General features: G+C 67.3%; 18 protein-coding genes and 1 tRNA gene. 6 read left to right on the top strand and 13 right to left on the bottom strand.

What is annotated here, in order from left to right:
• Positions 1-21 precede the first annotated feature (21 nt).
• Together rimO and LY44_RS01800 are read left to right on the top strand one after the other, a co-directional pair.
• Positions 22-1416, top strand: a complete 1395-nt coding sequence (gene rimO, locus LY44_RS01805; protein ID WP_055212099.1) for a 30S ribosomal protein S12 methylthiotransferase RimO — start codon at positions 22-24, stop codon at positions 1414-1416.
• Positions 1417-1600: 184 nt separating this feature from the next.
• Positions 1601-1807 (top strand): cold-shock protein, encoded by a 207-nt coding sequence (locus LY44_RS01800; RefSeq protein ID WP_013068838.1) that lies wholly within the window; start codon positions 1601-1603, stop codon positions 1805-1807.
• Positions 1808-2137: 330 nt separating this feature from the next.
• Here the strand turns inward: LY44_RS01800 and LY44_RS01795 are convergent, their stop codons facing one another.
• The 6 genes from LY44_RS01795 to LY44_RS01770 form a co-directional block, all read right to left on the bottom strand.
• A complete protein-coding gene (locus LY44_RS01795; protein WP_055212101.1) occupies positions 2138-4030 on the bottom strand; it encodes an acyl-CoA synthetase in 1893 nt (630 codons plus the stop codon).
• Positions 4031-4158: 128 nt separating this feature from the next.
• Complete coding sequence (locus LY44_RS01790) at positions 4159-5946, bottom strand: ABC transporter transmembrane domain-containing protein (RefSeq protein ID WP_055212102.1); 1788 nt, start codon at positions 5944-5946, stop codon at positions 4159-4161.
• Between the two features lie 73 nt (positions 5947-6019).
• Positions 6020-6105 (bottom strand) — tRNA-Leu (locus LY44_RS01785).
• A 42-nt stretch (positions 6106-6147) separates the two neighbouring features.
• Positions 6148-6921: an enoyl-CoA hydratase-related protein gene (locus tag LY44_RS01780; protein WP_055212103.1), complete on the bottom strand. Its 774-nt coding sequence runs from the start codon at positions 6919-6921 to the stop codon at positions 6148-6150.
• Between the two features lie 203 nt (positions 6922-7124).
• Positions 7125-7577, bottom strand: coding sequence for a cytochrome c-type biogenesis protein (locus tag LY44_RS01775; protein WP_055212104.1), 453 nt, complete (start codon positions 7575-7577; stop codon positions 7125-7127).
• Positions 7578-9539: a heme lyase CcmF/NrfE family subunit gene (locus LY44_RS01770; protein WP_055212105.1), complete on the bottom strand. Its 1962-nt coding sequence runs from the start codon at positions 9537-9539 to the stop codon at positions 7578-7580.
• 324 nt (positions 9540-9863) lie between these two features.
• Between LY44_RS01770 and LY44_RS01765 the strand changes: the two genes are divergently transcribed.
• A complete protein-coding gene (locus LY44_RS01765) occupies positions 9864-11045 on the top strand; it encodes an aspartate aminotransferase family protein (RefSeq protein WP_055212483.1) in 1182 nt (393 codons plus the stop codon).
• Positions 11046-11117: 72 nt separating this feature from the next.
• Positions 11118-12044: an ornithine carbamoyltransferase gene (argF, locus tag LY44_RS01760; RefSeq protein WP_023920811.1), complete on the top strand. Its 927-nt coding sequence runs from the start codon at positions 11118-11120 to the stop codon at positions 12042-12044.
• A gap of 83 nt (positions 12045-12127) precedes the next feature.
• Here argF and hrpB read toward each other — a convergent pair whose 3' ends face one another.
• Positions 12128-14566: an ATP-dependent helicase HrpB gene (gene hrpB / locus LY44_RS01755; protein ID WP_055212107.1), complete on the bottom strand. Its 2439-nt coding sequence runs from the start codon at positions 14564-14566 to the stop codon at positions 12128-12130.
• Positions 14563-15294 (bottom strand): DUF3108 domain-containing protein, encoded by a 732-nt coding sequence (locus LY44_RS01750; protein ID WP_055212109.1) that lies wholly within the window; start codon positions 15292-15294, stop codon positions 14563-14565. Before LY44_RS01750 ends, hrpB begins: the two co-directional genes overlap by 4 nt.
• A 121-nt stretch (positions 15295-15415) precedes the next feature.
• On the opposite strand from LY44_RS01750, the gene meaB reads away from it, so the two are divergent.
• Positions 15416-16405: a methylmalonyl Co-A mutase-associated GTPase MeaB gene (meaB, locus tag LY44_RS01745; RefSeq protein WP_055212111.1), complete on the top strand. Its 990-nt coding sequence runs from the start codon at positions 15416-15418 to the stop codon at positions 16403-16405.
• Between the two features lie 91 nt (positions 16406-16496).
• Here meaB and rpmB read toward each other — a convergent pair whose 3' ends face one another.
• Both rpmB and LY44_RS01735 read right to left on the bottom strand, forming a co-directional pair.
• A complete protein-coding gene (gene rpmB, locus LY44_RS01740; RefSeq protein WP_055212113.1) occupies positions 16497-16784 on the bottom strand; it encodes a 50S ribosomal protein L28 in 288 nt (95 codons plus the stop codon).
• Positions 16785-16907: 123 nt separating this feature from the next.
• Complete coding sequence (locus LY44_RS01735; RefSeq protein WP_055212115.1) at positions 16908-17600, bottom strand: NAD-dependent deacylase; 693 nt, start codon at positions 17598-17600, stop codon at positions 16908-16910.
• 28 nt (positions 17601-17628) lie between these two features.
• Here LY44_RS01735 and LY44_RS01730 point away from each other — a divergent pair, with 28 nt between their 5' ends.
• Positions 17629-18078 carry a low molecular weight protein-tyrosine-phosphatase gene (locus LY44_RS01730; RefSeq protein ID WP_055212116.1) on the top strand — a complete coding sequence of 150 codons (450 nt, stop codon included), beginning with the start codon at positions 17629-17631 and terminating at the stop codon, positions 18076-18078.
• Here the strand turns inward: LY44_RS01730 and LY44_RS01725 are convergent.
• The 3 genes from LY44_RS01725 to LY44_RS01715 all read right to left on the bottom strand — a co-directional run bounded on the left by LY44_RS01725 (position 18063) and on the right by LY44_RS01715 (position 19114).
• Positions 18063-18359, bottom strand: a complete 297-nt coding sequence (locus LY44_RS01725; protein WP_055212118.1) for a hypothetical protein — start codon at positions 18357-18359, stop codon at positions 18063-18065. The two genes, LY44_RS01730 and LY44_RS01725, sit on opposite strands and share 16 nt — an antisense overlap.
• Positions 18360-18526: 167 nt before the next feature.
• A complete protein-coding gene (copZ, locus tag LY44_RS01720; protein ID WP_013068822.1) occupies positions 18527-18715 on the bottom strand; it encodes a copper chaperone CopZ in 189 nt (62 codons plus the stop codon).
• Positions 18716-18802: 87 nt separating this feature from the next.
• Complete coding sequence (locus tag LY44_RS01715) at positions 18803-19114, bottom strand: hypothetical protein (RefSeq protein ID WP_055212120.1); 312 nt, start codon at positions 19112-19114, stop codon at positions 18803-18805.
• Positions 19115-19360 lie beyond the last annotated feature (246 nt).

Raw genomic sequence — 19360 nt, 5'->3', positions numbered from 1 at the left:
AAGGCGGTGTATATCGCCCCCATGAGCCAGAACCCGCCCAACCTCCGCCCCGATCTTGCGCCGAAAGCGCTTGTCACTGACACCCCCCGCCCGGGCCAGCCGACGATCGGCATGGTCTCGCTGGGCTGCCCCAAGGCGCTTGTGGACAGCGAGCGCATCCTCACCCGGCTGCGGGCCGAGGGCTATGCGATTTCGCCCAGCTATCAGGGCGCCGATGCGGTGATCGTCAACACCTGCGGCTTTCTGGACAGTGCCAAGGCCGAAAGCCTTGAAGCCATCGGCGAGGCGCTGAGCGAGAATGGCAAGGTGATCGTCACCGGCTGTCTGGGCGCCGAGCCCGAATTCATCACCGGCGTGCATCCCAAAGTGCTGGCCGTGACGGGGCCCGAGCAATACGAGCAGGTGCTCGATGCCGTGCATGGCGCGGTGCCGCCGCAGCCCGACCCTTTCGTCGATCTGCTGCCCGCCACCGGAATCAAGCTGACGCCGCGGCATTTCAGCTACCTCAAGATCTCCGAGGGCTGCAATCACGCCTGCAAGTTCTGCATCATCCCCGACATGCGCGGGAAACTGGTCAGCCGCCCGGCCCATGCGGTGCTGCGCGAGGCGGAAAAGCTGCTCGAGGCGGGGGTGCGGGAGCTGCTGGTGATCAGCCAGGACACCTCGGCCTATGGGCTGGACCGGCGGCACGAGGCGACGGCCTGGAAAGGCGCCGAGGTCCGGGCGCATATCACGGATCTGACACGGGCACTCGGGCGGCTTGCCCAGCCCTCGGGCGCCTGGGTGCGGCTGCATTACGTCTATCCCTATCCGCATGTGCGCGAGCTGATTCCCCTGATGGCGGATGGCCTCGTGCTGCCCTATCTGGATATCCCGTTCCAGCACGCCCACCCCGAGACGCTCAGACGCATGGCCCGGCCCGCCGCCAGCGCGAAAACGCTGGATGAAATCGCCGCCTGGCGCGCCGATTGCCCCGAGATCGTGCTGCGCTCGACCTTCATCGTGGGATATCCCGGCGAGACCGAGGCGGAGTTCCAGTATCTGCTCGACTGGATGGCCGAGGCGCAGCTCGATCGTGTCGGCTGCTTCCAGTATGAAAACGTCAAGGGCGCGCGGTCGAACGATTTGCCGGGCCATGTGCCTGCGGAAGTGAAACAGGAACGCTGGGAACGCTTCATGGAGGCCGCGCAGGCGATCTCCGAGGCGAAGCTGGCGGCCAAGGTCGGCACCGTGCAACAGGTGTTGGTCGATGCCGTCGATGACGAGGGGGCGACCTGCCGCACCCGCGCCGATGCGCCCGAAATCGACGGCAATCTGTTCATCGACGAGGGGTTCGAAGAGCTTTCCCCCGGCGATATGGTGACGGTCACGGTCGAGGAAGCGTCGGATTACGACCTTTGGGGGCGCTTGCAATAGGCTTTTTGCCGCGCCACCCCCACGCGCAATTTTCTTGCAATGCGTGGGCGAAGGCTTCATATCCTAGCCTTGCGCACCGCGCCTTTTCGACGACCTGCTCCCTTTGCGGCTACAGTTCTCGATCGTGACGTGACTGAGCCGGGCCGCCGCAATCCTGCGGGCGGCATATAGAAGGAGACAACGGATGGCCAAGGGCACCGTGAAATGGTTCAACCAAACCAAAGGCTTCGGCTTCATCGCCCCGGAATCGGGCGGCAAGGACGTGTTCGTCCACATCTCGGCCGTTGAACGCGCCGGTCTGCGTGGCCTGAATGACGGCCAAGCGATCAACTACGATCTGGAAAAAGGCCGCGACGGCCGCGAATCGGCGATCAACCTCGCCATCGCCTGAGCCTGTGCGCACGGGATTTCGGAAAGCGGCTCCTTCGGGGGCCGTTTTTCATTTTGCAGGCGAAACGGGCGGCTCCGAAAGAACCGCGCCTGCCTGCCCGTCCGTGTGGCGGGACGCGGGACACAGGCGTCGCGGCCGCGCTCCGGTTGCGGAAAGGAATGGTCCTTGCGGTTTTCGCGTTTCAGAGAGAAGGCCGCCGCTGCGCTTCGCCTCGGTGAGCCGGATCCGCTCGGCGGCGCTGCAGGCGGCGGCACCGCCGCCCGCTCGGATCAGGTCACTTTGCCGAACCGCTGATCTCTTCCAAGCGCAAATAGGCCCTGTCGCCGCCGGTCACTCGGCCCAGGCCCAGGGCACGGTGAACTGCCCCAGAACATGCGCCATCTTCTCCTGATCGGCCGCGCCGGTCGTGGCCAGCTGTGCCACCAGACCGCGTTTCTTGTCCTCGATCACCGCGACGACCTGCACCGGCAACCCGGCCTCGGCCAGAGCGCCATCCAGCACCCGGGTGATCGCCCGCTTGCGCAGCTCGGGCTTGAAGATCTTGCCCACCGCGGTTTTCGGCAGCTCGTCCAGCACCTCGATATGCTTGGGCACCGCCGCGCGTTCGTGGATGTGGCGTTTGGCATGCGCCATCAGCTCGTCGGCGCTGATCGTCGCATCCTTGACCAGCTCGACATAGGCGCAGGGCAGCTCGCCCGCGAAGGCGTCGGGCTGGCCGATCGCACCCGCAAAGGCGATGGCGGGATGCGACAGCAGCGCCTCCTCGATTTCCGCCGGGTCGATGTTGTGGCCGCCGCGAATGATCAGATCCTTGGCCCGGCCGGTGATCCAGAGATAGCCGTCCGGGTCGATCCGGCCCAGATCGCCGGTGCGCAGGAAGCGTTCCTCGGCAAAGAGATCGTGGTTCTTGTCGACCTCGGTATAGGTCGAGCCGTCGAAGACGCCGGGGTTGGCGACGCAGATCTCGCCCACCTCGTCGGGGGCGCATTCGGTGAAGCCCGCCTCGGTCTTGCGCAGGATGCGGACATGGGAATAGGGCAGGGGGATGCCGACCGAGCCGACCTTTTTCAGCCCGTCCACCGGGTTGATCGAGACAAGGCAGGTGGCTTCGGTCAGCCCGTAGCCCTCGCAGATCTCGACGCCGGTGGCGTCCTTGAAGCGGTTGTAAAGCTCGACCGGCAGGGGGGCGGAGCCCGAGATCGCCGTGCGCAGGGATGAGATGTCGGCATCGACCTTGCGCTGCATCAGCGCGGCGATGGCGGTGGGCACGGTGATCAGGAAGGTCACCTGCCAGCGTTCGACCAGCTTCCAGAAATTGTCGAAGACCCCCTCGCCGCGATAGCCCGCCGGGGTGGGGAAGACGACATGGGCGCCGGAATGAATGGCCGACATCAGGATCGGATAGGCGGCAAAGACGTGAAAGAGCGGCAGCGGGCAGATCATCACATCGGTGTGGCGGAACAAAAGCGTGCCGCCGAGCCAGCCATTGTAGATCATGCCGGAATATTTGTGCTGCGCCACTTTCGGCATACCGGTCGTGCCGCCGGTGTGGAAATAGGCGGCGACGCGGTCGGCTTTCGCATCCGCGAACACCAGCCTGTCGGCGGGCTGGCCGTCGCAGGCGGTGTTGAAATCATAGACATCGGCGTGATGGCGGAAATGCGTTTTCGGCCGGACAAAGGGCACGATCCAGCTTTTCGGCGCGGTCAGGTAGCGGTTCAGATCGACCTCAAGGATCGTCTTGACGTTCGGCGCGTGCTTGACCGCCTCGGCCGCCTTTTGCGCGATGTCGGATTTCGGGAAGCTTTTCAGCGTCACCAGCACCTTCGCCCTGGTCTCGCGCAGGATCGCGGCGATCTGCTCGGGCTCCAGCAACGGGTTGATCGGATTGACGATCCCCGCCGTCGCGCCGCCCAGCAGCACCACCGCGGTTTCAAGGCTGTTCGGCAGCAGGTAAGCCACCGTGTCGTTTTCGCCCACGCCCATCCGGCGCAGAAGGTTCGCCGCCTGCGTCACCCGGGCCAGCACTTCGGCCCATGTCATGGTGAGGGAATGATCCTTCGGCCCGGAGGTGATCTGGAACGTCAGCGCGGGTCGCGATCCGTGCTTCGCCGTCACGCGGGACAGGAAATCATACAGGGTCAGCGCGCGGTCGCGGTCTTCCCAGGGCATCTGGCCTTCGACGCGGTCGCGATCGGCCACGGTGGCATAGGTCTCGGTCATGGTGTCCTCCCCCGGCCCGTTCCTCCGCAGGCCTTGTGCGCAGAATGCGTCATAAAGCGGCAGCCGGGCAAGGGCGGGATTGCCGCGAACGTCACGTCATGGCGGGCATGACGCAGGGACAGCTCAGGTCATGTGCCGGCCCCGTCGGTGAATTGCAGCCGCGCCAGTTCGGCGTAAAGCCCGCCCTCGGCCACCAGCGCCTCGTGGGTGCCCTGCGCGACGATCCGGCCCTGATCGAAGACGACGATCCGGTCGGCCTTTTTCACCGTGGCCAGCCGATGCGCGACGATGATCGTGGTGCGGGTGGCGCGCAGATCATCCACCGCCGCCTGCACCGCGCGTTCCGAGGCCGCATCCAGCGCCGAGGTCGCCTCGTCCAGCAGCAGCACCGGCGCATCGCGCAGGATCGCCCGGGCAATGGCGATGCGCTGCTTCTGCCCGCCCGAGAGCATGATGCCGCGCTCGCCCACATAGGTGTCAAAGCCCTGCGGCAGCGCGGTCAGGAAATCATGGGCATAAGCCGCCCGGGCGGCGGCCTCGACCTCGGCATCGCTGGCATCGGGGCGGCCGAAGCGGATGTTTTCGCGGGCGCTGGCGGCAAAGATCACCGGATCTTGCGGCACAAGCGCGAGGGCACTGCGATAATCCGCCCGGGCCAGATCGCGCAGGTCGATCCCGTCCAGGGTGATCCGCCCCTGTTCGGGGTCATAAAACCGCTCGATCAGCTGGATGATCGTGGTTTTCCCCGCCCCCGAGGGCCCGACCAGCGCCACGGTTTCGCCCGGCGCAACCCGCAGGCTGACCGCGTTCAGCGCCGAGGTTTCGGGCCGCGACGGATACTGGAAGGTGACATTTTCAAAGGCGATGGCGCCTTTCACCGGGCGGGGCAGGGGCACGGGCCGCGCCGGATCGGTCACGGTATCGCCCGCATGCAGCAGCTCCACCAGCCGCTCGGTCGCCCCCGCTGCGCGTTGCACCTCGCCCCAGATTTCGGTCAGCGCGCCGACCGCGGCCGAGACCATGATCGCATAGATGACGAATTGCACCAGCTGGCCCACCGTCATCAGCCCCGCCTGCACGTCGCGCGCGCCGATCCAGAGCACGCCGACGATCCCGGCGAAGACCAGAAAGATCACGATCATCGTCATGATCGCGCGGGTGGTGATGCGGTCATTGGCCGAGGCGAGGGCCTTTTCGGTGACCTCGGAAAAGGCCTTGCGGGTCAGCGCCTCATGGGTGAAGGCCTGCACCGTCTGCACGGAACTGAGCGCCTCGGAGGCCGAGCCCGAGGAAGAGGCGATCCAGTCCTGATTTTCGCGGCTCAGCCGGCGCAGGCGGCGGCCCATGACGACGATCGGCACGATCACCAGCGGCACGATCAGCAGCACCAGCCCGGTCAGCTTCGCCGAAGTGACCAGAAGCATGGTCAACCCGCCCAGCAGGATCAGGATGTTGCGCGCCGCCACCGAGATCGAGGAGCCGAGCAGCGACAGGATCAGCGTGGTGTCGGTGGTGATGCGCGAGATGATCTCGCCGGTCAGGATCTTTTCGTAAAAGGCGGGCGACAGGCTGATGACCCGGCCGAAGACCGCCTTGCGGATATCGGCGACGACGCGCTCGCCGAAGCGGGTGACCAGCCAGTAGCGCAGCCCGGTGCCCAGTGCCAAGGCCGCGGCGATGACATGGGCGGCCAGGAAATAGCTGTCGAGCATCTCGCCGCCCTGCTGGAACCCGTCCACCAGGCGGCGTGCGGCGATCGGCAGGATCAGCGTCACCATCGCGGTCAGCACCAGCGCCGCGGCGGTGGCCAGCGCCAGACGGCGATAGGGGAAGATGAAGGGGGCAAGACCCCGGATCGCACCCACACGTTTCGGTTTCGGGCGGTCTTCCAGCGGGGTGGCGGGTCTGCGGGCCATCGGCTCTCCCTTCGGTTTCGTCCGATCTAGGGCCGAACGCGCCTGACAGCAAGGTTCATCCCGGCAGGCAGGCTGGTGCGGGCGACCGGACTCGAACCGGCATGGAGGTGCCTCCGAGGGAGTTTAAGTCCCATGCGTCTACCATTTCGCCACGCCCGCGGCCGGTTCTGGGTAGCGCGGGCGGTCCGGCGGGGCAAGGGCTCAGCGGCCGGAAAACCGCGGCGGGCGTTTTTCCAGAAAGGCCTGCACGCCTTCGCGGAAATCCGCGCTGCGGCCCAGCTCGCCTTGCAGCCGCGCCTCCAGCGCCAGTTGCGTCGACAGCGGATTGGTCAGACCGGCATGGAAGGCCCGCTTGAGCGCGCCAAAGGCCGCCGTCGGCCCCTTGGCCAGATGCGCCGCCCGCGCCCGCCAGTGATGTTCGAAATCGACATCGGGCACGGCCTCCCAGATCAGCCCGATCCGCGCGGCCTCCTCGGCGCCGATCTTCTCGGCGAAAAGCGCCATCCCCATGGCGCGGGCGATGCCGACCTGGCGGGGCAGCCACCAGGTTCCGCCCGCATCCGGCATCAGTCCGATCCGGGTGAAGGCCTGCATGAAGGCCGCCGACTGCGTCGCGATCACCACATCGGCTGCCAGCGCCAGATTGGCCCCGGCCCCCGCCGCCGCGCCGTTCACCGCCGCCAGAACCGGCAGCGGAGAGCTGTAGATCGCCTGCAGAAGCGGCTCGTATTCCTCGCGCAGCACGGTTTCCAGGTTCAGCCCCTCGGCCGCGCCATCGCCCAGATCCTGCCCCGAACAAAAGGCCCGCCCCGATCCGGTCAGCACGATCGCCCGCGCCTCGCCCCGCGCCCGGTGCAGCGCTTCGGTCAGTTCGCGCCGCATCGCCGCATTCAGCGCATTCATTACCTCGGGCCGATCGAGCGTGATCACCGCCAGCCCCTCGGCACTCTCGTAGCGGATGGTGTGATAGGTCATCGCCTGCCTCCTCTTTGCCCCAGCTTGCCGCGCGGGGGCCGAAAGGCAAAGCGAAACCAAACGTCACAGGGCAGCAGATCGAACCATGGCCGGGCAAAATCCCGAAACCCCGACTGCCTTTCACCTTGGCGCAAATATCCCGGGGGGTGCGGGGGGCAGCGCCCCCCGCGGGTCGCCCGGGGCGCAAGCCGCGGGCGAAACCCCTAATCCTTCAGCAGGTCTTTCAGCCGCGCCTCTTCCTCGGCCGAAAGCACCGGCGCCAGATCTTCGTCGCGCCGCCGCCCGCGCAGCCACAGGAAGATCCCGCCCAAAGCCACCACCAGCACCGCGGGCCCGATCCAGTAGAGGATCAGATTGGCCCCGCTGTGCTCTGGCTCGAACAGCACATATTCCCCGAAGCGGTCCTTGATGTAGTCGATCACCTGCGCGTCGGTATCGCCCGCCACCAGCCGCTCGCGCACCGCAAGCCGCAGATCGCGCGACACCCCGGCATTCGATTCGTCGATATTCTCGCCCTGACAGACCGGGCAGCGCAACACCTGCGAAATCTGCCGCGCCCGGGATTCAAGCCCCGGATCGGACAGAACCTCGTCGGGCTGCACCGCATGAACGGGGGTGGCGAGAAGCAGCAAAAGCGCAAGACGTTTCAGCATCATTCACTCCGCCGCAACAGCCGTGTCCGGCACCGCCCGCCGCGCCCCGGCCGCGCTGCGATAGCGCCGGTCGGTCAGGCTCAGCCCGCCGCCAAAGGCCATCAGAAGACAGCCCGCCCAGATCCAGTTCGCGAAGGGCTTGATATAGGTCCGCACCGCCCAGCCGCCGCCCTCCTGCGGGTCGCCGATCACCAGATAGACATCGCGCCAGAAGCCGTTGTCGATATCGGCCTCGGTCGTCGGCATCGCCTGCACCGGATAGATGCGCTTTTCGGGATGCAGGGTCGCCACCAGCTTGTCGCCCTGCCGGACCTCCATCGTCGCGGTTTTCGCGGTGAAGTTCGGCCCCGGCAGGTCATCGACGGAAACGAGCGTGATCGTGTAGCCGCCGACATCGAAACTGTCGCCCGCCTTCGCCACGCGGATATCCTCGATCTGCCCCGCCATCAGCAGGCCGACGCCCGCAAAGACGATGCCCAGCCCGCCATGCGCAAAGGCCTTGCCCCAATCCGCGCGCGGCAGCCGCAGGATCCGCCCCGGCCTGCGCCCTGCGCGTTGCCACAGCTCGGCCAGGGCGCCAAAGACGATCCAGGCGCCCAGCCCCGCCGCGCCGAGCGCCAGCATCGGCCGCCCCGTCGCCAGCGTCCAGACCAGCGCCAGCACCGCCAGCGTCAGCACAAGCGCCGGAACCAGCGGCCGCACCAGCTTGCCAAGGCTTGCGCGTTTCCACGGCATCATCGACCCCAGCGGCAGAAGCAGCGCCAACCCGATCATGAAGGGGGTGAAGGCCTTTTCGAAGAACGGCGCCCCCACCGAAAGCTTGCGATCCCAGAACAGCTCCGCGATCAGCGGCCAGACCGTGCCGGTGAACACGACCAGCGCCGCCACCGCCAGCAGCACGTTGTTCACCACCAGCGCCGATTCGCGGCTGACCATGGCAAACAGCCCCTTCGCCTGCATGTCCGAGGCCCGCGCCGCATAAAGCGTCAGCGCGCCGCCGGTGAAGAAGGCGAGGATGAGCAGGATGAACACCCCGCGCTCGGGGTCATTGGCGAAACTGTGCACCGAGGAAATCACCCCGGACCGCACCAGGAACGTCCCGATCAGCGAAAAGCCGAAAGCCATGATGGCCAGCAGGATCGTCCAGCTTTTCAGCGCCTCGCGCTTTTCGACGACGATGGCGGAATGCAAGAGCGCCGCCGCCAGAAGCCAGGGCATCAGCGAGGCGTTTTCGACCGGGTCCCAGAACCAGAAGCCGCCCCAGCCGAGTTCGTAATAGGCCCACCACGACCCCAGCGCGATGCCGATGGTCAGAAAGATCCAGGCGGCGAGCGTCCAGGGCCGGACCCAGCGCGCCCAGGCGGCATCGACCCGCCCCTCGATCAGCGCGGCGACGGCGAAGCTGAAGGCCATCGAAAGCCCGACATAGCCAAGGTAAAGGAACGGCGGGTGGAAGGCGAGGCCCGGGTCCTGCAGCAGCGGGTTCATGTCGCGGCCGTTGAAGGGCGCGTCTTCCAGCCGCAGGAACGGGTTCGAGGTGAAGAGCACGAAGACCAGGAACGCCAGCCCGATCGTGCCCTGCACCGCCAGCACCCGCGCCCGCAGCCGCTCGGGCAGCGCGCCGCCAAAGGCCGCCGCCGCCGCGCCGAACATGGCAAGGATCAGCACCCAGAGCAGCATCGAGCCCTCGTGGTTGCCCCAGACCCCGGTGACCTTGTAGAGCATCGGCTTGTCGGTATGCGAGTTTTCATAGACGAGCTTCAGCGAAAAGTCAGACGTCACAAAGGCATAGGTCAGCGCGGCAAAGGCCGTGGCGATCAGCAAAAACTGCGCCAGCGCCGCGGGGGTGGCAACGGCCATCCAGCCCGACCAGCCCTTTTGCGCCCCCACCAGGGGAATGACCGCCTGCACCAGCGCCACGCACAGGGCCAGGATCAGGGCGAAATGGCCGGTCTCGACGATCATGCGGGGTCCTCCTCAAGTCGCGGGGATCATAGGGGCAAGACCCCTCGGGGCCAAGACAGATGCGTATCTGCCGCGCATCTTTCGCAAAAGCGTGAAGCGGTCATTTCCTTTGACTTTGCGTCAGGCGGCCGCTAAGCGGGGGAAATGATCACCCGGACCGCCCTCTTTGCCCGTCCCCGACGTCGCGCCCTTCGCGCCTGACGTCCGATCTGCCGTGGCTTCTCGCCACACCCTTTCCACAAAACCGCCCCCGAAGGTCCCGGACCGTTGACAGCCGCCCCGCGCCTGTTGCACGCCTTGGCCTTCCTTTTTCAGGAGCCGCAAATGATCGCTTCCGTGCTGCCGACCTACACCCGTGCCCCCCTCGCCTTCGTGCGCGGCGAGGGCTCTTGGCTTTGGACCGCGGATGGCAGCCGATATCTTGATCTGGGCGCCGGGATCGCGGTCAATGCGCTGGGCCATGCGGCGCCCGAACTGGTCGCGACGCTGACCGAACAGGCGGGCAAGCTCTGGCATGTGTCGAACCTCTACCGGATCCCGGAACAGGAACGGCTGGCCGACATGCTGGTGGCGCAGACCTTCGCCGATACCGTCTTTTTCACCAATTCGGGGACCGAGGCCTGCGAGCTTGCCGTGAAGATGGTGCGCAAGCATTTCTACGAAAAGGGCCAGCCGGAGCGGACCGAGATCCTGACCTTTTCGGGGGCCTTCCATGGCCGCTCCTCGGCCGCGATCGCCGCGGCGGGGACGGAAAAGATGGTCAAGGGCTTCGGCCCGCTGCTGCCGGGCTTCGTCCATCTGCCCTGGGGCGATCTTGACGCGGTGAAAGCCGCGGTCACCGAGACCACTGCCGCGATCCTGATCGAGCCGATTCAGGGCGAAGGCGGCATCCGCCCCGCGCCCGAGGGTTTCCTGAAAGCCCTGCGCGAGATCTGCGACGCCACCGGCACGCTTCTGGTCTTCGACGAGGTGCAATGCGGCGTCGCCCGCACCGGCAAGCTTTTCGCGCATGAATGGGCGGGCGTCGCCCCCGACGTGATGATGGTGGCCAAGGGCATCGGCGGCGGCTTCCCGCTGGGTGCGGTGCTGGCCACCGAAGATGCCGCCTCGGGGATGATCGCGGGCACGCATGGCTCGACCTATGGCGGCAATCCGCTGGGCTGCGCCATCGGCGCGAAGATGATCGAGATCGTCACCGCGCCGGGTTTCCTGGACGAAGTGAGCCGCAAGGCGGGCTTCCTGCGCCAGCGGCTTGAAGGGCTGGTCGCCGCCCATCCCGACCTCTTCGAGGAGGTGCGCGGTCAAGGCCTGATGCTCGGCCTGCGGTGCAAGCTGCCCCCTGCCGATCTGGTCAAGGCCGCTTACGCGCAGAACCTGCTGACCGTGCCCGCGGCGGATAACGTGCTGCGGCTTCTGCCCGCGCTGACCATCTCCGAAGACGACATGGCCGAGGCCGTCCGCCGCCTTGATGCCGCCGCCACCGCGCTCGAAACCCAACCGGCCTGATTTCATCTTGCCTCAAATACCTCGGGGGGACCGGGGGGCAGGGCCCCCCGGCCTGACGGGAAGGAAACCGACATGACCCATTTTCTTGATATCCACACCACCAGCCCGGCCGATCTGCGCTCGATGATCGACAGCGCCCGCGCGATGAAGACCGCGCGCCTGGGCCGCCCGAAAGGCGCGCTGGATGACGATCAGCCGCTGGCGGGCTGCATGGTGGCGCTGATTTTCGAAAAACCCTCGACCCGGACCCGCGTCAGCTTCGATGTCGGCGTGCGGCAGATGGGCGGACAGACGATGGTGCTCTCGGGCAAGGAGATGCAGCTGGGCCATGGCGAGACCATCGCCGACACCGCCCGGGTGCTCTCGCGCTATGTCGATCTGATCATGATCCGCACCTTCGAAGAGGCGACGCTGCTCGAGATGGCGGAATATGCCTCGGTTCCCGTCATCAACGGGCTGACGAACCGCACCCATCCCTGCCAGATCATGGCCGACATCATGACCTATGAAGAACACCGCGGGCCCATTGCCGGGCGCAAGGTGGTCTGGTCGGGCGACGGCAACAATGTCTGCGCCTCCTTCCTGCAGGCGGCGGGGCAGTTCGGGTTCGATCTGACCTTCACCGGGCCGCAGACGCTTGACCCGGAACGGGACTGGATCGAGTTCGCCCGCGGCAAGGGCGCGAATGTGGTGATCGAGCGCGATCCGGCGAAGGCCGTCGAAGGCGCCGATCTGGTCGTGACCGACACCTGGGTGTCGATGCACGACCCGGAATCGGCCAAGGAACGCCGCCACAACCAGCTGCGCCCCTATCAGGTGAACGAGGCGCTGATGGCCAAGGCGAAACCCGATGCTTTGTTCATGCATTGCCTGCCCGCGCATCGCAATGACGAGGCGACCAGTGCCGTGATGGACGGGCCGCATTCGGTGATTTTCGACGAGGCGGAAAACCGGCTACATGCGCAAAAGGCGATCATGCGCTGGGCTTTGGGCAAGTGAGGCCAGGCCGGGGGCGCTGCCCCCGGACCCCCGAGGTATTTAAGGCAAGATGAAAACGGCAGCAGGGCGAGACTCCGCGGCCTTCAGGTGCCGCGCGGTTTCGCCCGCGTCGTCGGGTCGGCCTCGCGCGGGTTTTCCGGCCAGGGGTGGCGCGGATAGCGGCCGCGCATCTCCTTGCGCACCTCGGCGTAAGAGCCGTCCCAGAAGCCGGGCAGGTCCATCGTCACCTGGATCGGCGTGCCGCCGGGGGACAGAAGCGCGATCCGCAACGGGTGCCGCTTCGGCCCCACTGACGGATGCATGCTCACCCCATACATCTCGGGCAGTTTCACCTCGATCGTCGGCACCTCGGCGCCGTAGTCGATCGGCACGCGCCGCCCGAGCGGCGTTTCGAAATGACCCGGCACGAGACGATCCAGCTCGGCCATCTGGCCCCAGTCAAGCTGGGCGCGCAAAGCCTCGGTCAGATCGAGAGCGCGCAGATCCGCCTCGGTCCGGGCTTTCTTCAGCCAGGGCAGCAGCACTTCCGAGCCCAGAAGCGCGGCATCGGAAAGGTCGGGCAGATCGACGCCATCGGCGCGCAGGATGTTCACCCGGGCGCGGAAACGGGCGGCGCCGGGCGAGAGCGTCAGGCCGATCTGGCGCAGCCCGTCCAAGGCGCCGCGGGCCATCGCCTCGGGCGGGGCCTCGGGCCAGTGCCGGTCTTCGAGCACGAGCGCGCCGAAACGTTCCTGCCGCCGGGCCACCACGCGGCCCTCGCGCTTGCTCCATTCGCAACGATCGACCCAGGCGATGCGGTCGCCATAAAGGCGGCGCAGCTCGGCATCGGCAAGTGCGAGGCCCTGCCGGACGCGGGCCTCGCGCGGGTCGCCATCCAGATCCGAGGCGACGATGAGGCGGTGCTTGCCCAGACCGTCGGCCTCGTCCACCACCGCGCCCTTGCCGCCGGAAAGCACATAGCGCGCGGCATCGCCCTTGCGACGCAGTCCGATCCGGTCTGGGTAAGCCAGAGCGAGCATCTCGGCCGGGGAATGGCGCGCGGCAACCGGCGTGACCATGCGGGCAAGGCGCTTCGCTTCCAGCCGGATGCGCTCGATGGTGCCGCGGTGCAGTTGGCCGGGGTGGTCGGTCTCAAACCGGCCCGGGTGGGCGATGGCCGAAAGGCGCAAATTCAGATCGGCCGAGGCGCCGCGGATCGGGTCGCGTTCTTCGAGAAGCGCGGCGAGCGTTGCGGCCTCGGGCCCGGCCGTCACCAGCATATGGGCAAGGCGGGGGTGCAGCGGCAGGGCGGCCAGCGCCTTGCCATGCGAGGTGATCCTGCCGCCCGTCAGCGCGCCAAGGCTTTCGAGCAGCGCCCGCGCCTCGGCCAGAGCCGGGCCCGGCGGCGGGGTCAGAAAGGCCAGATCCGCGCCGTCGCTGCCCCATTGCGCAAGCTCCAGCGCCAGGCCCGCCAGATCGGCCACCGCCATTTCGGGCGGCGCGAAGCCGGGCAGCGCGCCTTCCTCTCCCCTGGTCCAGAGCCGGAAACAGATGCCCTCGGCCACGCGGCCCGCGCGGCCGCGGCGTTGCTCGGCCTCGGCGCGGGAGACGCGCTCGGTCACCAGCCGCGCCATCCCCGAGGCGGGATCGAAGCGCAGCCGCCGCGCCCGGCCGGCATCGACGACGACGCGGATATCCTGAATTGTCAGCGAGGTTTCCGCGATCGACGTGGCCAGCACCACCTTGCGACCGTTCTCACAAGGCGCGATCGCGGCGCGTTGCGCGGCAAAATCCATCGCGCCGAAAAGCGGGCGCAGCTGCACCCCCGCGGGCAACCGGTCGCGCAGAAGCGATTCGGTGCGGCGGATCTCGGCCTCGCCGGGCAGAAAGACCAGAACGCCGCCCGCGGTTTCCGCCACGGCCTGCTCGACCAGACCGGCCACGGCGGGTTCCAGCCGCATCCCCGCTGCGAGCGGCCGCCCCAGCCAGCGGGTTTCGACCGGAAAGGCCCGGCCCTCGGAGCGCAGGATCGGCGCGTCGTCGAGCAGCGCGGCGACCGGCTGGGCATCCAGCGTCGCCGACATCACGACGAGCATCAGATCCGGGCGCAGCGCCGTGCGCGCCTCCCACACGAGCGCGAGGCCCAGATCGGCATTCAGCGAGCGTTCGTGAAATTCGTCGAAGATCACGCAGCCGATGCCGGTCAATTCCGGGTCGGACTGGATCATCCGGGTCAGGATCCCCTCGGTCACCACCTCGATCCGCGTCGCTTTCGAGAGCTTCGCCTCGCCGCGGATGCGGTAGCCGACGCGTTGCCCCACCGTCTCGCCCAGGGTTTCCGCCATCCGTTCCGCGGCCGCGCGGGCGGCCAGACGGCGCGGCTCCAGCATCAGGATGCGGCCGGGCACAAGATCAAGCAGCGCCAGCGGAACGCGGGTGGTCTTGCCCGCGCCCGGCGGCGCCATCAGCACCGCCCGCCCGGCGCGACGCAGGGCGTCGCACAGGTCGGGCAGGATGTCATCAATGGGAAGCGCGGCCGTCACTGCCGGGTCAGGCGGCCTTGGCCGATGATCGTGTCGGTGGCGATGTCGACCACCCGCAGCCGCGTGCCGTCGCCGGTCGGCGCATAGGTGAGGGTGAAGGGAAAGCGGGTCTTTTCCGCCATTTCCTTGTCCTTGAACCCGGCGATGCGGCGGTATTCGCCACTGCAGACGATGCCTTCGCCCTGCGCCTGCGGCGCCGACAGCGCCACCTGCGAGCGCCGCACGCCATCGAACATGGTGACGTTCAGCTGGCAGGCCTCGTCGCGGTCGACATCGCGCAGCACGGCGTAAAGCGCGGTCAGCGGATCGATCGTGCCGCCCTGTTGCGCCGGATCGACATCGGTCGGGCGCGGCACCCGCGGCGGCTCGTGGCTGACCGAGGCGGGGGTGCCGTTCTTGTAGATCATCGTGTTCTTCGAGCGGTCATCGCCGCGCTGCGAGGCGACCTCGACCGCGCGCGGGGTGAAGCGGGATTTCGCAAAGCTTCCGCTGGCGGTGGCGTCGTAGCGGATCTTCTTGATCATGCCCGCAAGGCCGGTCGTCTTGACGACGCCATTGGCGGCATAGGCCCCGCCCGCGATCTTGCCGTCGATCGCCAGCTCTCCGGCCTTCAGCCCCTTGAGCAGGATGTCGAAGACGATGCGGTCGCTTTGATCGGCCAGCGCGGGCTGGGCCAGCGCCAGCGCAAGGCCGGTGATGAAAACGGAAAGGGTGGGGACTGCTGTCATGGGCCTGCTCTGCGGATGCCTTCGGACTGGACATACACCGCCCGTTGAGGGCATGAAACCGAAACCGTTTCACGCCGGCTGACGATTTCGTTCGATCGGCACCGTTTCGCACAGGCCCGCCATGACCTTTTCCCCTGATACCGCCGCCGATCTTGCCCCCCGCATCCTGGCCGGTGAACGCCGGGCGCTGGCCCGGGCGATCACGCTGGTGGAATCGGGCCGCGCCGATCACCGGGCGCAGGCGACGGCGCTGCTGGATCTGCTGGGCACCGGGCGGCAGGCGCTGCGGATCGGGCTTTCGGGCACGCCCGGCGTCGGAAAATCGACCTTCATCGAAAGCTTCGGGATGATGCTGGTCGGGCTTGGGCACCGGGTCGCGGTGCTGGCGGTCGATCCGTCCTCGGCGCGCTCGGGCGGCTCGATCCTGGGCGACAAGACCCGGATGGAGCGGCTCTCGCGCGAGCCTGCGGCTTTCATCCGGCCCTCGCCCAGCCAGGCGCAACTGGGCGGCGTCGCCCGGCGCACCCGCGAGGCGGTCAGCCTGTGCGAGGCGGCGGGGTTTGACGTGGTGCTGATCGAGACGGTGGGCGTCGGGCAGTCGGAAACGCTGGTGGCCGAGATGACCGATCTGTTCATCCTCTTGATGGCGCCTGCGGGCGGCGATGAATTGCAGGGCGTCAAGCGCGGCATCATGGAAATGGCCGACATCATTCTGGTCAACAAGGCCGATGGCGATCTGAAACCGGCGGCCTTGCGGACGATGGCGGATTACGCGGGCGCGCTGCGGCTGTTGCGGCGCCGTCCGCAAGATCCCGAGGGCTTTCCGAAGGCGGTGGCGGTCTCGGCCCTGGCCGAGGAAGGGCTGAAATCCGCCTGGGAAGACATGCAACGGCTGGCCGAATGGCGTCGGGAACACGGGCATTTCGAGCGCCGCCGGGCCGAACAGGCGCGGCACTGGTTCGAGACCGAAGTGCGCGAGGGGCTTCTGGCACGGCTGGTGAGCGATCCGGCGATTCGGGCGCGGATGCAGGCTTTGGGCAGCGCCGTGGCCGGGGGGCAGACGGCGCCCGCGGTGGCGGCGGCCGAGATGCTGGCGGCGCTGCGCGGTTGAGATGAAAAACGGCGCTGCGCGGTTGAGATGAAAAAACCCCGCCAGAGGCGGGGTTTTCGATCCGTGGATCAGCCGATCAGGCGGCAGCCGATTACGCGGCGGCTTGCGCCTTGGCGATGGCTTTCTTGATTTTCAGCGCATTGACCGAAAGTTCGTCATCCGAGGCTTTCGCGAGGAAAGCATCCAGACCACCACGGTGATCGACGGTGCGCAGGCCGGCGGCCGAGACGCGCAGCTGGAACGATTGCCCCAGAACGTCCGAGATCAGGGTGACTTCGTTCAGGTTCGGCAGAAAGCGGCGACGCGTCTTGTTGTTCGCGTGGCTGATGTTGTTGCCCGACATCGGGCCTTTGCCGGTCAGTTCGCAGACGCGCGACATGGCGTTGTTCCTTCGTTTCCTCGGGCGACGCGGCCCACTTCCAATACTGCGGGACCCGCTGTGCGCGGTGCCCGGAAATCCGTTCGCGGAGCATAGGGCCAAAGCCGCCCCGCGTCAAGCGATTCATGTGCAAAGCATCTCATCCACCCAGGCCGGAACCACCTGTGTCGCCGTGCCGTGCCGGGCCTCGTCGAAGAGCCGCGTCCCCTGCGAGGGCTCGAGGTTCAGCTCCAGCGTCGCCACCCCGGCATGGCGGGCATCGGCGACGAAACCGGCGGCCGGATAGACATTCCCCGAGGTGCCGATCGAGACGAAGAGATCGGCCGCCCGCAGCGCCGTCCAGATCTCCTCCATCCGGCAGGGCATTTCGCCGAACCAGACGATGTCGGGCCGCGTCGCGGGATGGCCGCAGCGCGGGCAGCTGTCTTGCGGCGCCATTTCGGCGGGGGCGGGCCAGCGATGATCGCAGGTGGCGCAAAGCGCGCCCCTCAGCGTGCCGTGCATGTGGATCAGGTTGCGCGTCCCCGCCCGCTCGTGCAGGTCGTCGACATTTTGCGTCACCACCAGAACCTGATGCGCCCCTGCGGCTTCAAGTCGCGCCAGGGCCAGATGGGCGGCATTCGGCAGGGCCGCCGCCGCCGCCGCGCGGCGCTGGTTGTAGAACCTGTGCACCAAGGCCGGATCGCGGGCAAAGCCTTCGGGCGTTGCCACATCCTCGATCCGGTGGTCCTCCCACAGGCCGTCGCTGGCGCGGAAGGTGCGCAGGCCGCTTTCGGCGGAAACTCCCGCACCTGTGAGAATCACGATTCTGGCCATCGGCGTTTCCCCTTGGTAAGCACCGCTCATGCGTATCCTGTTTCTTTGCCTTGGCAACATCTGTCGCTCCCCCGCCGCCGAGGGGGTCTTTCGCACGCTGGCCGAACAGGCCGGGGTGTCCGTCACGCTGGACAGCGCCGGAACCGGTGCCTGGCATGTCGGAGAGCCGCCCTATGGCCCGATGCAGGCGGCGGCCAGCCCGCGCGGCCATGACCTGAGCGCGCTGCGGGCGCGGCAGTTGAAACCGGCGGATTTCCGCGACTTCGATCTGATTCTGGCGATGGACCGGCAGAATTATCGCGATGCGCAGGCGCTGCGGCCCGCCGATGCGACGGCGCGGCTGGAAATGTTCCTGCAGGGCGAACGCGGCGTGTCCGAGGTGCCCGACCCCTATTACACCCGCGATTTCGACGGCTGCCTCGACATCATCGAGGCAGGCGCAAGGGCGTTGCTGGCGCGGCTTCAGCGCCCGCAGTAAGCTTCGGCGGTCTGGGCGAAGGCCTTGTAGCGCAGCCAGAAATCCTCATCCGCGGCGCGGTCGGAAACGCGGGTTTCCTGCGCCTGATCCGGGTCTTCGAAGAATTTCGCCGCCCGGCGCTGGTCCGACCGCGACAGGGACTGGTCGGCGACCTGCTGGATGCAGCCGCACAGCGCCCGATCGGCGGTGCGTCCGGCGCGCTGACAGGCGGTGTCGATGGGACCGGCAAAAGCCGTGGTTCCCGCAAGAACCAAGGCGGCGGAAAGAAGATATTTCATCATGCTCTGCTCTTCGGTTGCGGGTCGGGTTCACGCCCGTATCCCGTCGATTTGACCGGTGTTTTAGGGGATTCGACAAGCAGGCACAATAGTTTCGGCGGCTTTCCGCCGATTGTGCGCAAATGCCGCCAGATCTGGCGGCAAGAGACGGATTTTCACCGAAATCTGGGTCAGGCGATGACTTCGGCCTCGAAGCCCGCGGCCTTGAGCGCGGCCAGGACGGTTTCCTCGGGCAGGCCGTTCACCTCGACCTCGCGGTCTTCCAGGCTGACAAGGGCCTTGCCGCCCACTTCGGTGATGGCGGCTTCCACGCTGGCCTTGCAATGGCCGCAGGTCATGTTGGGAACGGACAGGATCATCGGGGGCCTCCGCGCTTCATCCTGCATGATCTGGCGCGATCCGCGGGCGGCGTCAACCGCGATTGCATGTGCCGCCCGCAGCCCGGTTCAGAACATCAACCGGCCCTCGGCCAGCAGGGCCCCGTCACAGGTGACACGATAGGGGCGCTCGCCCGGGCGCAGCTGGCCAAGCGCATATTCCAGCGCCAACGGCTGCGCGGCCTCGGGGAATGCCCCGGGGCGCCGACGGGTACGCAGCGACAGCAGCACCCCCGAGGTGGTCAGCGCCGCCTCGCCGGTCACGGTCCAGCCCGCATCGGGCAGATGGCCCTTGAGCCGGATGAAGGAGACCAGCCCGACACTGCGGGTGGTCAGCGCGGTGAGGGTGAGCGGCAGATTGAGTGTGGTCTGCATGGTCATGATCCGCCTCAGCCTCCGGTGTCGACAGGCTGCGTCACGGCAGTGCAATCGAGTCTCGACATTCTCTCTCTCCTCCCTTGATGAGATTGTCCGGTCATTCGTCTGCAAGGCGCCGATGGTCTGGCCCGATAACGCTACCACTCGCCCTGTGGTTGCGTCAACGGCCGTGCCATCGCGGTTTTCCGCCCGTTTCCGCCGCGGCGCCGCGGCCCGGTCACCCGCCGCAATCCCCCTTCCCGCACCCTT

It is taken from the genome of Rhodobacter capsulatus, from assembly GCF_003254295.1.
Lineage (GTDB): Bacteria > Pseudomonadota > Alphaproteobacteria > Rhodobacterales > Rhodobacteraceae > Rhodobacter > Rhodobacter capsulatus.
The sequence above is the reverse complement of the archived record's forward strand: the minus strand, read 5'-3'. Positions and strand labels throughout refer to the sequence as shown.

Coding starts and splice junctions, on each gene's coding strand:
- meaB (WP_055212111.1), top strand. CDS start 15,416: ATGACCTTTTCCCCTGATACCGCCGCCGATCTTGCCCCCCGCATCCTG.
- LY44_RS01770 (WP_055212105.1), bottom strand. CDS start 9,539: ATGATCGTCGAGACCGGCCATTTCGCCCTGATCCTGGCCCTGTGCGTG.
- LY44_RS01795 (WP_055212101.1), bottom strand. CDS start 4,030: ATGACCGAGACCTATGCCACCGTGGCCGATCGCGACCGCGTCGAAGGC.
- rimO (WP_055212099.1), top strand. CDS start 22: ATGAGCCAGAACCCGCCCAACCTCCGCCCCGATCTTGCGCCGAAAGCG.
- LY44_RS01765 (WP_055212483.1), top strand. CDS start 9,864: ATGATCGCTTCCGTGCTGCCGACCTACACCCGTGCCCCCCTCGCCTTC.
- LY44_RS01775 (WP_055212104.1), bottom strand. CDS start 7,577: ATGATGCTGAAACGTCTTGCGCTTTTGCTGCTTCTCGCCACCCCCGTT.
- LY44_RS01715 (WP_055212120.1), bottom strand. CDS start 19,114: ATGACCATGCAGACCACACTCAATCTGCCGCTCACCCTCACCGCGCTG.
- argF (WP_023920811.1), top strand. CDS start 11,118: ATGACCCATTTTCTTGATATCCACACCACCAGCCCGGCCGATCTGCGC.
- copZ (WP_013068822.1), bottom strand. CDS start 18,715: ATGATCCTGTCCGTTCCCAACATGACCTGCGGCCATTGCAAGGCCAGC.
- LY44_RS01730 (WP_055212116.1), top strand. CDS start 17,629: ATGCGTATCCTGTTTCTTTGCCTTGGCAACATCTGTCGCTCCCCCGCC.
- LY44_RS01725 (WP_055212118.1), bottom strand. CDS start 18,359: ATGATGAAATATCTTCTTTCCGCCGCCTTGGTTCTTGCGGGAACCACG.
- LY44_RS01790 (WP_055212102.1), bottom strand. CDS start 5,946: ATGGCCCGCAGACCCGCCACCCCGCTGGAAGACCGCCCGAAACCGAAA.
- LY44_RS01750 (WP_055212109.1), bottom strand. CDS start 15,294: ATGACAGCAGTCCCCACCCTTTCCGTTTTCATCACCGGCCTTGCGCTG.
- LY44_RS01735 (WP_055212115.1), bottom strand. CDS start 17,600: ATGGCCAGAATCGTGATTCTCACAGGTGCGGGAGTTTCCGCCGAAAGC.
- rpmB (WP_055212113.1), bottom strand. CDS start 16,784: ATGTCGCGCGTCTGCGAACTGACCGGCAAAGGCCCGATGTCGGGCAAC.
- LY44_RS01800 (WP_013068838.1), top strand. CDS start 1,601: ATGGCCAAGGGCACCGTGAAATGGTTCAACCAAACCAAAGGCTTCGGC.
- LY44_RS01780 (WP_055212103.1), bottom strand. CDS start 6,921: ATGACCTATCACACCATCCGCTACGAGAGTGCCGAGGGGCTGGCGGTG.